General features: G+C 65.9%; 12 protein-coding genes. 7 read left to right on the forward strand and 5 right to left on the reverse strand.

Features of this window, described 5'->3' with window-relative positions; translation table 11 throughout:
• Positions 1-5 precede the first annotated feature (5 nt).
• The 4 genes from ACO06P_RS16645 to ACO06P_RS16660 form a co-directional block, all read right to left on the reverse strand.
• A complete protein-coding gene (locus ACO06P_RS16645) occupies positions 6-2,522 on the reverse strand; it encodes a glycoside hydrolase family 65 protein (RefSeq protein WP_420346350.1) in 2,517 nt (838 codons plus the stop codon).
• Between the two features lie 4 nt (positions 2,523-2,526).
• A complete protein-coding gene (gene otsB / locus ACO06P_RS16650) occupies positions 2,527-4,236 on the reverse strand; it encodes a trehalose-phosphatase (RefSeq protein WP_420346351.1) in 1,710 nt (569 codons plus the stop codon).
• A 74-nt stretch (positions 4,237-4,310) separates the two neighbouring features.
• Positions 4,311-5,717: an alpha,alpha-trehalose-phosphate synthase (UDP-forming) gene (locus tag ACO06P_RS16655; protein ID WP_420346352.1), complete on the reverse strand. Its 1,407-nt coding sequence runs from the start codon at positions 5,715-5,717 to the stop codon at positions 4,311-4,313.
• Between the two features lie 277 nt (positions 5,718-5,994).
• Positions 5,995-7,242 carry an alpha/beta fold hydrolase gene (locus ACO06P_RS16660; protein ID WP_420346353.1) on the reverse strand — a complete coding sequence of 416 codons (1,248 nt, stop codon included), beginning with the start codon at positions 7,240-7,242 and terminating at the stop codon, positions 5,995-5,997.
• Between the two features lie 162 nt (positions 7,243-7,404).
• Between ACO06P_RS16660 and ACO06P_RS16665 the strand changes: the two genes are divergently transcribed.
• The 6 genes from ACO06P_RS16665 to ACO06P_RS16690 all read left to right on the forward strand — a co-directional run bounded on the left by ACO06P_RS16665 (position 7,405) and on the right by ACO06P_RS16690 (position 13,527).
• Positions 7,405-8,148 carry an ABC transporter ATP-binding protein gene (locus tag ACO06P_RS16665; RefSeq protein WP_420346354.1) on the forward strand — a complete coding sequence of 248 codons (744 nt, stop codon included), beginning with the start codon at positions 7,405-7,407 and terminating at the stop codon, positions 8,146-8,148.
• A 9-nt stretch (positions 8,149-8,157) separates the two neighbouring features.
• A complete protein-coding gene (locus tag ACO06P_RS16670; protein WP_420346355.1) occupies positions 8,158-10,521 on the forward strand; it encodes an ABC transporter permease in 2,364 nt (787 codons plus the stop codon).
• Positions 10,522-10,564: 43 nt separating this feature from the next.
• Positions 10,565-11,782, forward strand: coding sequence for an efflux RND transporter periplasmic adaptor subunit (locus tag ACO06P_RS16675; RefSeq protein ID WP_420346356.1), 1,218 nt, complete (start codon positions 10,565-10,567; stop codon positions 11,780-11,782).
• A 126-nt stretch (positions 11,783-11,908) separates the two neighbouring features.
• Complete coding sequence (locus ACO06P_RS16680; RefSeq protein WP_420346357.1) at positions 11,909-12,370, forward strand: hypothetical protein; 462 nt, start codon at positions 11,909-11,911, stop codon at positions 12,368-12,370.
• 308 nt (positions 12,371-12,678) lie between these two features.
• Positions 12,679-12,897 carry a hypothetical protein gene (locus ACO06P_RS16685; protein ID WP_420346358.1) on the forward strand — a complete coding sequence of 73 codons (219 nt, stop codon included), beginning with the start codon at positions 12,679-12,681 and terminating at the stop codon, positions 12,895-12,897.
• A gap of 198 nt (positions 12,898-13,095) precedes the next feature.
• Positions 13,096-13,527 (forward strand): hypothetical protein, encoded by a 432-nt coding sequence (locus ACO06P_RS16690; RefSeq protein ID WP_420346359.1) that lies wholly within the window; start codon positions 13,096-13,098, stop codon positions 13,525-13,527.
• Positions 13,528-13,614: 87 nt separating this feature from the next.
• On the opposite strand, the gene ACO06P_RS16695 is transcribed toward ACO06P_RS16690, so the two are convergent.
• Positions 13,615-13,923 carry a DUF1289 domain-containing protein gene (locus ACO06P_RS16695; protein WP_420346360.1) on the reverse strand — a complete coding sequence of 103 codons (309 nt, stop codon included), beginning with the start codon at positions 13,921-13,923 and terminating at the stop codon, positions 13,615-13,617.
• Positions 13,924-14,139: 216 nt separating this feature from the next.
• On the opposite strand from ACO06P_RS16695, the gene ACO06P_RS16700 reads away from it, so the two are divergent.
• Positions 14,140-15,810 (forward strand): adenylate/guanylate cyclase domain-containing protein, encoded by a 1,671-nt coding sequence (locus ACO06P_RS16700; protein ID WP_420346361.1) that lies wholly within the window; start codon positions 14,140-14,142, stop codon positions 15,808-15,810.
• Positions 15,811-15,814: the final 4 nt, after the last annotated feature.

Below are 15,814 nucleotides of genomic sequence, written 5' to 3' on the forward strand. Positions count from 1 at the left end.
TCGGCTCAGCCCGTGGACGCTTTTTGCGGTGGTTCCGCCGGCCGCCGTGGACGGCAGTGCCGCTGCAGTTCCGCCCGATCGTCCTGCTTCACCTTGCGGTCGCGCGCGATCTCCGGGAAGAGGCGGAATTCGAAGCGCTGGCCGGGGCTGATGTCGCGGGTCTGGCCGCGGTAGGCAATGGTGATCGGGTGCGCCGTCACGGTCCGGCTGGTGACCGAGAGCTTCTCCTGCGTCGCCTCGAGATCCAGGGTCTGGCCGCGGTAGCGCACCGTGGTCTTCAGACCCGTCAGTTCCTCCGGAAGCCGCGGGTTGAAGGTCAGCACATTGGTGCGCGGTTCAATACCCAGATAGCAGCGCTGCATCAGGTCGATGGTGCCGGCCATGGCGCCGAGGTGGATGCCCTCCGCGGTGGTTCCGCCCTGCAGATCGGCGATGTCGCTGTTGAGGGCCTGATTGAACAGCTCCCAGGACCGCCTGCGGTCGGCCCGTGCCAGCACCCAGGCATGGGTGACCCAGCTCAGGGTCGAGCCGTGCGAGGTGCGCTGCATGTGGTAGTGGATCGTGTTGATGATCATGTCGGGCGTGAAGTCGTAGCCCAGGCGCGCGAAGATTTCCGCCAGTTCGTCGGCCGAAAACAGGAAGAAGAGCATCAGCACATCGGCCTGCTTGGAGACCTTGTAGTCGTTCGGGTCGGCCCCTTCCTGGTCGAGAATCCGGTCGAGCCGCTCGATCTGCCCGTACTTCTTGCGGTAGACCTCCCAATCGAACTCCTTCAGCCCGTCGTAGCCTTCGAACTGGCAGATCACGCCGTCGCCGTCGAAGGGAACGAGAAGGTTGCGGCTGAGGTCATCCCAGTGGCGCAGTTCCTCGGGAGTCAGGCCAAGCTTGTCGCAGAGTTCCTTGCGGCGCGTGTCGGGCAGCAGGTCCAGCGCGTCGAGGGTCCGGGTCAATGACCAGGAGACCATGACGTTGGTGTAGGCGTTGTTGTCCAGGCCGCCGGCTTCGCTCGGGTCCTTGCCCGGATAGGCGGTGTGGAACTCGTCGGGCCCCATCACCCCGCGGATCGCATAGCGCCCGCTGGCGGCGTCATAGCTGGCGATGCTGGCCCAGAAGCGGGCGATCTCCAGCATCAGCTCGGCGCCGAAGTCGTAGAGGAACTCCCGGTCCTCGGTGACCTGGTAGTACTGCCAGACATTGAAGGTGATGGCCGCGTTGATGTGGCGCTGGCGGTGGGAGTTGTCGGGAATCCACTGCCCGGACATGGGGTTGAGGTGAAAGCGCTGGCATTCCTCGCGCCCGTCACTGCCGCTCTGCCAGGGAAACATCGCACCGCGGAACCCCGCCTCGTGGGCGGCGCGGCGCGCCTCGCCCAGGCGGCGGAAGCGGTAGCGCAGCAGCGCCCGGGTCAGCACCGGCTTGCGCAGATTGAGATAGGGGAAGATGAAGAGCTCGTCCCACATGATCTTGCCGCGGTAGGCCTCCCCGTGCCAGCCCCGGGGCGGCACCCCGACGTCGAGATCGACCGAATGGGTGGAGACCGTCTGCAGCAGGTGGAAGATGTGCAGGCGCAGCTTCATCTCCACCTGGGAGTTGGCGGTGGTTTCGATCTCGATGCCGCATTCGTCCCAGAGGTGCTTCCAGGCGCCGCGGTGGGACTGCAGAAGCTCCTCGAAAGATCCGGCGTGGCGGCTCTCCTGAAGCGCGGCGATGCCGGGCTCCGAGATTGCCGCGTCGTGGCAGGTGTAGAGCGAGACGATCTTTTCGATCCGCAGCTCCCGCCCTTCCTCGGCATCCAGGGTGATGTCCTGGCCGATGAAGTCGGGTAGGCGCTCCAGCGTTTTCTTGGCCGGCAGCAGGCCCAGGCCGTTGAACACCCGCGTGCGGGCAACCTCGACGATCTCCCGCCGGCTCTGCACCATGCGGCTGCGCAGCAGGATGGTATCGTCGCCGATCTCCGTGGTTTCCACGGTTTCCAGGTGGCGGCTGTTCAGCTGCTTGTAGCGTGGGACGCCGGCGTTGGTGACGCTGCCGTCAAGGGCGGAGCGCAGGGTGAACTTGCCCGACCAGTTCTCCGGCGTGAGACGCAGTTCGATGCCGGCCAGGTGCGGATTGCTCATGGAGACGAAGCGCCGTTCTTCCAGGCACGTGATCTGCCCCTCGGCGTCCTTGAGGCGCAGACTGCGGCGAAGAACGCCTTCCTTCAGCAGCAGCTCCTGACGATAGTCCAGGTACTCCACATCCCCCGGGCGCAGCCAGGGGCCCTCGCCGATGCGGAACGCCAGCGGCAGCCAGTTGGGGATGTTGACGAGGTCCTCGTTCTCGATCTCGTGGCCGGAGATCTCCGTTGTCAGCCTGTTGTAGCCGCCGGCCAGATAGGTTCCCGGATAGTGGGTGCCGTCGGCAAAGGCCTCGGGCGCGGCCCCGCGGGTGGCGAAGTAGCCGTTGCCCAGCGTGCAAAGCGTCTCGCGCAGCCCCTGCTGCCGCGCATCGAAGCCGTCGTAAACCAGGCACCAGTCGTTCATTGCGCTAGCTCCCCCCAAGCAAGGCCGACAACTCGGCCAGAAGTGTTTCGGCCTCCTGCGGGTTGCGCAGAAGATAGTCGGCGGCGCCGTCGAGCGGTTGCTCGGCGACCAGGAAAGACAGGCCCTTCCCCTGCAGGGCCCGGAAGGCATCGAAGTCCGTCTCGTCGTCGCCGAGGTAGATCGGCAGCACATCAACCCCGTTGAGGTCCAGCGCATCGAGCAGCCAGAGCACTGCCTTGCCCTTGTCCCAGTCGATGTTGGGCCGCAGCTCGAAGACCTTTTTGCCGCCGGTTTTGCGCAGCAGCGGATGCTGGGTCATGACCGCGTCGACGGTCTCTTCGACCAGCCGCACCTCCTGCGGCTTCACCAGACGAAAGTGAACGGCGAGGGCGAAGGTCTTGTCTTCGACCAGAACGCCCTCCACGCCGTCAAGCTTGCGCTCGATCTCAGCCGCCGCACGCCTGACCTCCGGGACGAAGGCTTCGCCTTCCTCGTGCTGGATCTCGGTACCCTCGGGGCCGACGATGTCGAAGCCGTGGGATCCGGCGTAGACGATCTCCTCCAGGCCGACCAGCTTTGCGACGTTGCCCCGCTCGCGCCCGGAGACCACGACGACGGTGCAGACCCGGGCCAGATCGCGCAGTGTGCGGCGCATCGAGTCGGACAGCACGGCGAGGTCGGGGCGGGCGACAATCGGCGTCAGCGTGCCGTCGTAGTCCAGAAAGACGGCAAGCCTGCGATCGCCGATCCGGGACTTGATTTCGTTCAGCTTATCGAGGGCGGATGGTGGGGGTGGCATTTGATCCTCCGGCGCGTGACCGTCGGCTTTTCCCGTCGCCCCGTCAACCGCTTCTCGACCGGCTGATTCTCTGTCGACTGCCTGCCCATCGACCGCCTCTGCCTCACCGAGGTCGAGATCGCCGAGGTCGGAGACCACGACATCGGCCCCCGCGCGCTGCAGCAGCCGCGGGTCGCCGTCGCGGCTGATCCCGACGACGAGGCCGAAGCGGCCGGCCCGCCCGGCCTCGATGCCGGAGACCGCATCCTCGACCACCGCGGCTCTCTCCGGTCGGGCGCCGACGCGCCGGGCCGCCTCCAGGTAGGTATCGGGCGACGGCTTGCCGTCCAGCCAGCACTCGCGGGCGACGATCCCGTCGACCTTGGCGTCGAACAGGTGGGTGACGCCGGCGGCCTCCAGAACCTCGCGGCCGTTGCGGCTGGAGGTGACGACGGCCACCTTCAGGCCGCGCTCGCGCATCTTATGGATGAAGTCGATGGAGCTCGGATAGGTGGTCACCCCGTTCTGGCGGATCGCTTTGAGGAAGAGTTGGTTCTTGCGGTTGCCCAGCCCGCAGACCGTCTCCTTGTCCGGCGGGTCCCGGTCGTTGCCCCTTGGCAGGGAAATCCCCCGCGATTCGAGAAAGCTGGCGACGCCCTCGTAACGCGGCTTGCCGTCGACGAACTGCTTGTAATCGCGGTCCAGATCAAAAGGGACGAACTGTCCGCTCAGACGCGCCGCCCGCTCCCGCAGAAACTCGTCGAACATCGCCTTCCAGGAGTCCGCGTGCACCTCCGCCGTCTCGGTGATCACGCCGTCCAGGTCCAGGAGCATCGCATCGAGGTCGTCGAGGTTGACGGCCGGGCGCTCGGGCGCACCGACCGCCTGATGGTCATCCTCTTCCACAGTACGGTTTTCCATGCCGTTCATGGTCATCGATGCACTCGCTTCCGGTTCAGGCGCAAACAGGCCAGAGGCAGCCTACAGGCGGTCTTGGAGGTTCGGTCGGGTCAGGCGGCTTGGGTTTCTCCCACTGCGCTGCTTTCTGCGGACGCCGTTGCCAGCGCATTGAGGAAGGCGTTGCGCCAGGCATGAACGTCGTGTGTGTCGAGATGATGCTTCATCTGACGCCAGCGGCGCCGCCGTTCGGCCAGCGGCATCTCAAGGGCGTCCTGTATCGCCTCGGCAGTCGAGGAGATATCGAAAGGGTTGACCAGAAGCGCCTCGGTCAGCTCCTGGGCGGAACCGGCAAAGCGCGAGAGGATGAGTACGCCCGGATCCTCGGGGTCCTGCGCCGCGATGTATTCCTTGGCGACCAGATTCATGCCGTCGCGCAACGGGGTGACCAGACCGACACGGCTGACCCGGTAGAGCGCGGCCAGCTGCTTCTGGCTGAAGGTTCTGTTGAGATAGTGAATGGGCGTCCAGTCGAAGCTTCCGAAGCGGCCGTTGATGCTGCCGGACAGTGCTTCCAGCTGGCTGCGCATTTCGCGGTACTCGGCGACCGATTCCCGCGACGGCGCGGCGACCTGGATCAGGGAGACATGTCCGCGCAGCGCCGGCGTGCGGTCGAGGGCGGTGGAGAAGGCGCGCAGCCGCTCGGCCAGGCCCTTTGTATAGTCCAGCCGTTCGACGCCGCAGATCCACTGGCGGTCGCCCATGAAGTCGCGCAGCTGGTCGGCCGTGTCCTCGACTTCCGCGGACTGCGCCATTTCCGCAAAGGCCGCCGTGTCGAGGCTGACGGGGAAATCGCCGACCTGGGTGATGTGGTCCCCCATCCTGAGACTGCCGTCCACCCCCGGTTCCGCGTCCAGGAACGCCGCCACGGCCTGCCGGAAGTTCTCGGCGCAGGCGGCGGTCTGGAAGCCGACCAGGTCGTAGAAGCAGAGGTCCGCCAGCAGTTCCCGGTAGCAGGGCAGGGCGGCGAAGGTTTGCGGCGGCGGAAAGGGGATGTGCAGGAAGAAGCCCAGCGGCCCCTCGACGCCCATATGCCGCAGGTGCTTGCCCATGGGGATCAGGTGGTAGTCCTGCACCCAGATTGTGTCTCCGTCTTTCAGGAGCGGAACCAGAACCTCGGCGAAGCGGCGGTTGACGCTGCGGTAGGTGTCGAAGGCCTGGCGCTCCGGCCGGCAGAGATCGAGGCGGCCGTGGAAAACCGGCCACAGGGTGCGGTTCGAGAATTCCTCGTAGTAGCCGCGCAGTTCGGCGCGGCAGAGATCAAGCGTTGCGAGCGAGAAGCCCTCGTGCTGGTTGACCCGCCAGTCGGACCCGGGGGCTTCCGTAACCTTGCCGCTCCAGCCGAACCAGAGTCCGCCGCTTTCCTCCAGGGCGGCTTTCAGGGCCACCGACAGTCCGCCGGCGGGATCCTGTGAACGCAGTGTAGGGACACGATTTGAGACAATGACCAGACGTTCCATGGGGGGTTGCTTTCCCTGTTCTGGACGCCTCCGTCAGCGCCGGGCCGCTGCCAAAAGGCACGGACCTGCCGCCGGAACGGGGACGCCAGCCAAGCCGCGATGAACCTCTGCTTTTGTTCTTTAGGCGATCGTTGCGCATGGCGTTGTTCGGGTGACGAATTGATCAACCTATCGCGCGTTTACGTTGGGTCTGCCTTGATCTGGCGCAAGGGTCCGGGCGATGACAAATAATCCGCGGCCGGCCCATGGCGGCGGCCTGCGGTTTGTGACGCCGGCCTCAGCGTTCCGCCTGCGTGTCCGCCCCTTTGTCCGCCTTCGCCGCTGTGGCCTCGGGGGGTGCACTGCGGCGGCTCAGGACCGCCTGAATCGCGTCGATCAACTGCAGTTTTCCGCTCCACCCTACATCGCGTGGGGTTATGTGGGAGAACCCGTCGATGACAAAAACCTCGCTGTCCGGCACCGTGGTGGCCAGTGCCAGGCTCTCGCTGTAGGGAATCATCGGGTCCAGGCGGCCATGAACCAGAACCAGCCGGCCCTCGAGCACGTCGAGATCGTCGCCGCGCAGCGACAACCCTTCGAGCTGGGCTTTCACGCTTGGGGGCAGTGCGGCCAGCAGCTCGGCGACCCTGTCGGGGTCGCGATTGGTGATCAGCCGCAACAGCGCCAGCCCCTCCGGCCCCAGGCCTTCGGCGCGCGCGTTGCGCAAGAGGACTTCTGTCCCTTCATCGCAGCCTTCGAAGCAGCGCTCGCTGATGCGCTCCAGGATCGCGCGGTCGGTCGGGCTGTCGAGCACGACCGCGTTGCTGGCCAGGAAGACCCATTTGGCGGCCTCCAGCGGTTTGCCGACCCGCCACGGCCCTGTCTTTGCCAGGCGGTAGCGCCCGGTGGTGGCGTAGGTCACGACGGCGGCCGTATCGTAATAGCCGCCGATGCCGACGAGAAAATGCAGAGGGGCCTGGGCGCGCACGTCCCGGCTGGCGATGGCCGCCAGCCCGACGGCATAGGAGATGGCGACGACGGCGACACCCTGCTCGGCGGCTGCTGGGCGCAGATCGGCCAGATGAACCATCGCCGCCCCGATATCCCTGCTGTCCTCGAGGCGCACCCGCAGCTGGCGCGAGCCGGGGACGTCGGGCACCAGAACCAGAAAGCGCGCCCGCGCCAGGCTGGTTGCCAGATTGACGACCCGCGCATCGTCCTTGCCGTCGCGGGTGAAGCCGGGCACCAGAACCAGCGCGCCGCCGATCGGCTGATTCGGTTCGTAGAGGTCGGCACGCGCCGCGGTTCCGTCGACCTCGTAGCGCAGGGTTGTCCGGCTCGGCCGCGGTGTCTTCTCCTTCAGCGCCGAAGGGCGGCTTCCCGCATCGATGTCCTGCAGCAGGCGCGTCGCCTCCCAGCTTTGCCGTGAGACGCAGCCGCCCAGCAGTGTGGTGAGGAAGATCAGGCCGAAAAACGCCGCGACGATTTGTTTCCTGGGCGCCCCAGTAATTAGGACTCGTGTCCGCGGAGGGCGATGTGCAGTCATGACTCTCGCTGGTTATGATGTGCGCCGCCAACGCTACGGTCTTGGCATGGCATCAGCTTCCGACGCCGTGATGATCTGGGTCAAGGCTGAGACGCGGCAGCGCCCATAGTCTCTCCTCAAGACTCGTGGAGTTGGGCAAACAATGGGGACCGGAGGAACGGCATGCAGGCCGATCCAAGCCTTGCGGCTGACGATGGTTTGCGGCGTCCGTCGATCACCGCCAAGGGACTGACCAAAGTCTATCGCACCGGCGAGGTGGAGGTGCACGCACTGCGGGGCGTGGACCTGACGCTTTATCAGTCGGAACTGGTGGTGCTGCTGGGGCCTTCGGGCAGCGGCAAGTCGACCCTGTTGAACATCCTCGGCGGGCTCGACCGGCCGACGGCAGGCCAGGTGTTCTTCGATGGCGAGGAACTCACCGCCTTCGACGAATCGACGCTGACCCGCTACCGCCGCGACTACGTCGGCTTCGTCTTCCAGTTCTACAACCTCATTCCCAGCCTGACGGCACGCGAGAACGTCGCCCTGGTGACGGAGATCGCTCCGCAGCCGATCACGCCCGAGGAGGCGCTTGGCCTTGTCGGCCTCGGCGAGCGCCTCGATCATTTCCCGGCGCAGCTCTCGGGCGGCGAGCAGCAGCGTGTCGCCATTGCGCGCGCAATCGCCAAGCAGCCGCGCATCCTGTTGTGCGACGAGCCGACCGGGGCGCTGGACAGCAAGAGCGGCACCATAGTGCTCGAGGCGATCCAGCGGGTGAACGAGGAACTGGGAACGACCACGGCCCTGATCACGCACAATGCCATCATTGCCGAGATGGCCGACCGTGTGATCTCTTTCGCCGACGGCCATATCTCGGAGACCCGCGAGAACCCAACGAAGCGCCGGGCTGCCGAGATGACCTGGTAGGCCGCGGCGTTGACGGCGCTCAATCGCAAACTGCGGCGGGATCTCTGGCGGCTGCGCGGGCAGATGTTCGCCATCGCTCTCATCGTCGCCTCCGGGGTCGGGGTGCTCATCATGTCGCTGAGTTCTCACGAGGCGCTGCGCGAGACCGCCGAGGCCTACTACGAGCGCTACCGTTTCGCCCAGGTTTTCGCCGAAGTGAAACGGGCGCCCCGTTCGCTGGAGGCGAAGATCGCCAATCTGCCCGGGGTCCAGGCGGTCGAAACCCGCATAGCGGAGTTCGCCGTAGTCGATGTCGAGGGTTTCGAAGAGCCGATCATCGGCCAATTCGTCTCTGTTCCGGAGAGCGGTCAGCCACTTCTGAACAGGCTGGCCCTGCGCAGCGGACGCTGGATCGCGCCGGAGCGGGTCGACGAGGTCATCGTCAATGAGCCCTTTGCGGAGGCGCATGGCCTGATGCCAGGGGATAGCTTTCAGGCGGTGCTGCGAGGCAACAAGCGCACCCTCACCGTGGTCGGCACCGCCCTGTCGCCGGAGTTCGTCTACGCCATCGGCCCAGGCGCCCTGATGCCGGATTCAGAGCGTTTCGGCGTCTTCTGGATGGGGCGCGAAGCCCTGGCGGCGGCCTATGACCTGGAGGACTCCTTCAACGACGTCGTGCTCTCGCTGCTGCGCGGCACCGAACCGACGGGGGTGATCGAGCGTCTCGACAACCTGCTGGAAGATTACGGCGGGGTCGGCGCCTATGCCCGTAAGGACCAGATCTCCAACTGGTTCATCATGAGCGAGTTGGAACAGCTGCGCAGCATGTCGGCCATCCTGCCGACCATCTTCCTGGGCGTAGCGGCCTTTCTGACCAACATGGTGCTGGCCCGCCTGATCGCCATCGAGCGCACCGAAATCGGTCTTCTGAAGGCTTTCGGCTACAGCAACCTCGCCGTTGCCTGGCATTACGCGAAGCTGGTCATGGTGATGGCCGGTCTCGGCGTTCTGCTGGGCTGGGCTCTGGGCTACGGCCTGGGTCAGATGAACACCCAGGTCTACGCCGAGCAGTTCCGTTTTCCCTTTCTGCTGTTTCGTCCCGGCCCCGGCTCTTTTGCGGTCGCTGCAGGCGTCAGCATGGCGGCCGCGTTGCTGGGGGCGGTGGGTGGCGTGCGCGGCGCCGTCACCCTGGCGCCGGCGGAAGCCATGCGCCCGCCCGCGCCGCCCAGCTTTCATAGAGGCGCGATGGCAAAGAGCCGGATCGCGTCGGTTCTGGATCAGCCGACGCGCATGATCTTCCGGCAGATTCTGCGCTGGCCGCTGCGCGCTTTCCTGACGGCTTCCGGCATCGCCATGGCCGTTGCCGTAATGATCTCGACGCTGCAGTGGTACGACTCCATCGATCACATGGCTCACGTCAATTTCTTCGAGGCGCAGCACCAGGACGCCACGATCGGTCTGGTCGAGGCGGAGCATGAGTCGGTGGCGCGGGAGTTGGCCGCCCTTCCCGGGGTCCTCGCTGTCGAACCGCAGCGTATCGTAACTGCGGTGTTCCGCTCCGGCACGCGCATGCATCGCGGTTCGCTGACCGGGATCCTGCCCGATGCCCGGCTTCAGCCGATCTACGATACGTCCGGCCGGGTGGTCGATCTGCCATCCAGCGGTCTGGTCCTGTCCAGCATGCTGGCCGACAAGCTTGCGGTCGCGCCCGGCGACCACCTTTGGGTCGAGGTTCTGGAGGGGCGCCGTCCAACACTGCGGTTTCCGGTCGCGGCTGTCTTCGAAACCTATCTCGGTATGCCGGCCTACATCGACAAAGAGGCGCTCAACCGCAGCCTTCTGGAGCCGCGGCGCACGCAGTTCCTGGGTCTGTTGATCGACGAGGCCGAGCAGTCGGCGCTCTTTGCCGAGTTGAAGGACCTGCCCGAGGTCTCGGCGGTGATGATGCGGCGCGCGGCGGTCGATACCTTTCACGACACCCTGGCGCGCACTTTGATGATCTTCGTGTCCTTCTTCAGCGCCTTCTCCTGCACCCTGGCTTTCGGTGTCGTCTATAACACCGCGCGTATCGCTTTGTCGGAGCGCGGCCGCGAACTGGCGACGCTGCGTGTTCTGGGCTTCACCCGGTGGGAGATTTCTTACATCCTTCTGGGCGAGGTCGGGCTGATCGTGTTTCTGGGTCTGCCGCTCGGCTGCCTGGCCGGCTTCGGCCTGACCTGGCTGATCACCAGCGCTTTCGAAACAGAGCTCTACCGCGTTCCACTGATCATCGATCCCTCGACCTTCGGTCTGGCGGTGGTAGCCGTGGTGCTGGCCGCCGCGGTCTCCGGTCTTCTGGTGCGCGAACGGCTCGACGGGCTCGATCTGATCGCCGTGTTGAAAACCCGAGAGTGATGCACACGAGAGTGATAAAAATGACGCAGAGGAGCAGACTGGCATGACGGTACAAGGACGCCGCGCGGTGCTTTGGGGGTCCCTCGTCGTGCTGCTTGGCGCCGGGCTTGCCTATGCCTTCTGGCCGCGCCCGGTTTCCGTGGATTTCGTCCTCGCCGGCAAAGGACCGCTGGTGGTGACCGTCGGCGATGAGGGCGAGACCCGTGTGCGCGACGTCTTCGTGCTTTCCGCGCCGGTGACCGGCTACATGCGTCGTATAGAACACGACGTCGGCGATCTGCTGGAGGCGAGGCTGACCGAGGTCGCGCAGATCGAGCCGATCGATCCGACGTTTCTCGACGTGCGCAGCGCCACCCAGGCCGAAGCCGAGGTCGAAGCGGCCCAGGCGGCCCGCAGCCTGGCGGTCGCGGAGGTGGAGATGGCGGCTGCCGAACTCGACTTCGCCCAGGCCGAGCTCGAACGCGCGCGCCGGCTGATCGTTTCCGCCACCATTTCCGAACGCGCCCTCGACGATGCGGAGCGGGTTTTCCGCACCAAGAGAGCCGCCTTGTCGACCGCCGAGGCGGCGCTGCGCATGCGCGACTGGGAACTGGAACGCGCCCGCGCGGAACTGGTCTCCCCCGCCACCGCGCAGCGCAGCTACGATGCCTGCGATTGTGTGGTGATGACATCGCCGGTCAGCGGGCAGATCCTGCGCATCCATCAGGAAAGCGAAGGCGTGGTGACCTCCGGCCAGGCGCTGATCGACATCGGCAATCCACGGGATCTGGAGATCGTCGTCGATCTGCTGTCCGAGGATGCTGTGAAAGTCGAAGCCGGCCAACGCGTGATCATCGAGGACTGGGGCGGCCCTGAGGACCTGCAGGGCCGTGTCCGACGCATCGAGCCGACCGGCTTTACAAAAGTCTCGGCGCTGGGCATCGAAGAGCAGCGGGTAAACGTGATCATCGATATCACCGACCCGCCCGAGGCCTGGGCCCGCCTAGGTCACGGCTACCGCGTGGAGGTTCGCATCGTGCTTTGGGAAAGTGAGTCGGTGCTGAAAGTTCCGCTTACCGCGCTGTTCCGCAACGGCGACGACTGGGCCGTATTCGTCGAGGACGACGGCCGGGCGCGGCGCCAGGCGGTTACAGCCGGCCGGCGCACGGACCTCGAGGCGCAGATTCTCGACGGCTTGGAGGAGGGTGTCCGCGTGGTCCTCTACCCGAGCGACCGGGTTGTCGAGGGAGTCGGTCTGACGGCGCGCGATCACGCTGAATGAGCTGATTGCCGTAGGGGCCGCCCGTGCCGGCCAATTGTTCGGTCCCTTGATGTACCTCAACGACGTTGCCGCCTTAGTCCTGGAAGCTGACGGCCGTTTTTGTACTTCGTGACAGGCAGTCGAACGATGAGAGTTCTGCCACTTACAAACGGCAAGATCAGCCAAGCCTATCCGCTGGCTCAGCTAAGTCATCCACAGCTCTCTCTGGAGGCCTGGACGCAGTTCGCTGCATTGCATCTCGCTCCGGCCCTGCCGCTCGAACGCGGTATCCTGACGGCGGAGGATGACCAGGGCACGATCTACGCCTTGCTTGCCTATACCATCGACCCGGATCTCGATCATGGCCGGGCGCTGATCGCCCGCGAGGTGATCGCCGCTGCACCCCTGCACTGCACGCGCAGCACGGCGGTCGCCGCCTTGGTTCAGGCAACCGAGCGGCTGGCGCGCGAGAAGCGTTGCATGGCCCTGAAAACGCACTTCGGCGCCGGTGGGGAAGGCCATCCGGAACGGTCTCTGCACGCGCCCTTGTTGGCGGCCGGGCACGCGCCGGATCACGTGATGCTGTGCAAGACGCTGGTCGGACACTGATCCGGCCGGGCGCCCTTTGATGGCACATTGCTGTTCCGAAATCGGACAGCAGTGTTCCCATGAGGTGTCTTTTTTTGACCGCTGACGCGTCACGGCGGGGAATTTCCAAGATCGAGGCAGAGCCAGCGGTTGAGCGCCGCTGAGGCCCCTTTTTTCACACGCTTTTGGAGGCCGGGAGGAGTTGAACGGCACCCGGCGGCCAGGATAATAAATCCCATCAATCGTCCGCAGAGGCGAGCAAGGGCCACGCTGCGTGAAGCCCTGAGCCGGTGCGTTGAGAGGGCCCGGCACAGAAAGGGGATAGGGACATGCCTCGACCATTGGCCGGCGCCGCCGTGCGCGTCGGCGAGCGATTTCAGGAGATGCGGGCCACCGCCCGCCAGTGGGAAGTAGAGTCGTTTTTCACCGACGCCCGCGCGGTGAACCACGTGTCCTTACGTGACACCCTGGACCCGTCGCGCCGTGTGACGTTGTCGTGCTCCGTCCTCATGGACCGCAGTCGTTTCAGGCCGCTCGGCTCCGGCTGATCCGCTCCTGCTGGTTCACCCCGGCTCGTTCACCCCGGCTCGTTCGCCCCGGCTGGTCCGCCCTGGCCCATCCCGGCTCGGCAGCGCCGCCCGACCGAAGCGAGCGGCTGGTCGTACCGCCACGGCATTAACCGGGATTTACCCTGGTTTGCGGCGATCATTAACGAATGCTTCAGGCTGTTGCGACATTATTGGGGCATGATTTTCGGTTTCCTGTCGCGCCTTTCCAGTCCCCGCCAAGAGCGCCGCGTTGAACCGCGCGGTTCGCATTTGAAGGGCTTCATCTCCATCGATGGCTGTGAGTATCCCTTGAAGGACTGGTCGCGGCGCGGGTTCTCCGCAACCGGGTACCGCGCCGGGCACTATCCCGGCGACAAGATAGAGATGTCGGTGCGGGTCGATCTTGCCGAAGACCCTTTGGTCTTTGCCTGCCGCGCGGTGGTGGTCTGGGTCGATCGCGACCGCCGGGAGATCGCCGGGGTCTTCACACACATGGATATGCGGATCCAGGAACAGATCATGACGGCGATCTTTGCGCGGGCCGCCGGCTGCGGCGCCTGCGCGCCGCTCGATACGGCAAAGACCGGTCAAGACGAGCCGCTGCGCGAAGAGGCGCGCCTCCAGGCCTGAACGGTTGCAGGCCTGACCGGTTGCAGGCCTGACCGGGACCGTGCCGCCTCGCCAGCCGCCGCTTCGCCGGTCGCCGGCACTGCCCCTCTATCGCTTTTGGGTCCTCTCGGGCAACAGTGCCAGGACCGCCTTCTTTTCCTCGGCCGACAGGATGGGCCAGTCGCGGATTTCGTCGATATGGCGGCCGCACCCGATGCAGCAGTCGCTCTTCGGGTCGACCTGGCAGACCTGGATGCAAGGTGAGGGGACGGAGGTGTCAAACACCCTGGCGGCCCGCTTGCGCCGCCGGGCGCGCCGGGCCGCGCGGGCTGCTGCGGGGTCCTCGACAGCGGGCTCTTCGGCGTCAGGCGCCTGGCCTTTCCTTGCTGCGTCGTCGGGCTGGCGTTCAGGGCTCAAGGTCGGTTCCTTTGTTTTCCGCCGGGGTTTCGGCGTTGCCGATCAACCCCGTAACGGGCCTTAGCAGAGGGCAAAGGTGTTTTGCAAGCGGTGGCGGCACGCCTATGATTGCGCAGCGCTGGCGCCTGGCGGGGGCTGCCGGGATGCAGAGTCGGTGAGGAGCGCTTGCGGAGGGCGAAGCTGCGGGCGCGTGTTGGAAGGGGTCACGGGATCGGCATGGTCCGGCGCTTGCGGTTGATCAGTGGTCTGGTGCTCTTCGGCTACGTGCTGACGCACCTGCTGAACCATTCCCTGGGGTTGATTTCCTTCGAGGCGCTGGAGGCCGGCGTCGCGGTCTTCTCCGCCTTCTGGCGCTCCTGGCCGCTGACGGTTCTGCTGTACGGCGCACTGCTCGCCCACCTGGCGCTGGCTCTGGTGGCCATCTTCGCCAGAGAGCGTCTGGTGATGCCGCCGGCCGAAGCGCTGCGCTATCTGATGGGTGTGCTGATCGTTCCGCTGGCAGCCCTGCACGTGCTGGGGACGCGTTTCACGCACGCGGTCTATGGCCTCGACGACAGTTATCTCTACATCGTCACCGTCCAGGTGGTTTTCGATGTCACCATCGCCATTCAGCAAGCGGCCCTTGTGGTGGTGGTGTGGCTGCACGGCTGCATCGGGCTGCATCTCTGGCTCCGGCTGAAACCGTGGTACGGACGCATCGTTTCCTATGCGCTTGCTCTGGCCATTCTGCTCCCTACCCTTTCCCTGGGCGGGTACCTCTTCGCCGCGCGCGAGGTGCTGCGCCTGGCGGAGGACCCCGACTGGGTGGAGCAGGTCCTGCGCCAGGCCAACGTTCCCTCTTCCGAGGCGATCGCCGAGATCGGGGTCCTGCGCGACGGTCTGGTGATCGGGTTCTTTGCGCTGCTGGCCCTGACCCTCGTGGCGCGCCTGCTCTGGCGGATCTGGAAACGCCGCCGCGGCATGGTCCGGCTGACCTATCCGGGCGTCCGCCGGGTGACCGTTCCCAAGGGCACCACGGTCCTGGATGCCAGCCGCCTGGGGGGCATCGCCCACGCGTCGGTCTGCGGCGGCCGCGGGCGTTGTTCGACCTGCCGGGTGCGGGTCGGCCGCGGGGGCGCCCTGTTGCCGCCTCCCAGCACCGACGAGCGCCGCGTTCTGGCACGCGTCGGCGCGGCCCCCAACGTGCGCCTCGCCTGCCAGACCGCCGTCCTGGCCGATTGCGAGGTGACGCCGCTGCTGCCGCCGGCCAGCGGTCCCCGCGCGGCGCGGCCGAGGCCTGGCTATCTGCAGGGCGACGAACGGGAAATCGCCATCCTCTTTGCCGACCTTCGCGGCTTTACGACACTCTCGGAAGACCGCCTGCCCTACGACGTGGTTTTCGTTCTCAACCGCTATTTCACGGCCATGGGCACGGCGGTCGAGCAGGCTGGCGGGCGCATCGACAAGTTCATCGGCGACGGCGTGATGGCCCTCTTCGGCATCGAAAAAGGAGTCGCCGTTGGCAGCCGAAACGCCATGGAGGCCGCCCGCCTGATGGCCAAGTCCCTCGACGAGCTAAACCGCAGTCTCGCCTCGGATCTGCAACAGCCCCTGCGGATCGGTATCGGCCTTCACTCCGGCGCCGCGATCGTCGGCGAAATGGGGTATGGGCGCGCAACCTCGGTGACGGCGATCGGCGATGCGGTCAATACCGCCAGCCGTCTGGAGGCGCTGACCAAGGACTACGCAGCCCAGCTCATCGTCTCGGCCCCGTTGGCCGCCCATGCCGGGCTTGATCTCAGCACCTTTCCCAAGCACCAGATAGACCTGCGCGGCCGTTCGGCCCCGCTGGACATCCACGTTCTGGAAAACGCCCAGTCCCTTCCCGCACTGGTGCCGGAGGACTGAGGTG

The sequence above is a fragment of the Pelagibius sp. genome, assembly GCF_965227505.1.
Lineage (GTDB): Bacteria > Pseudomonadota > Alphaproteobacteria > Kiloniellales > Kiloniellaceae > Pelagibius.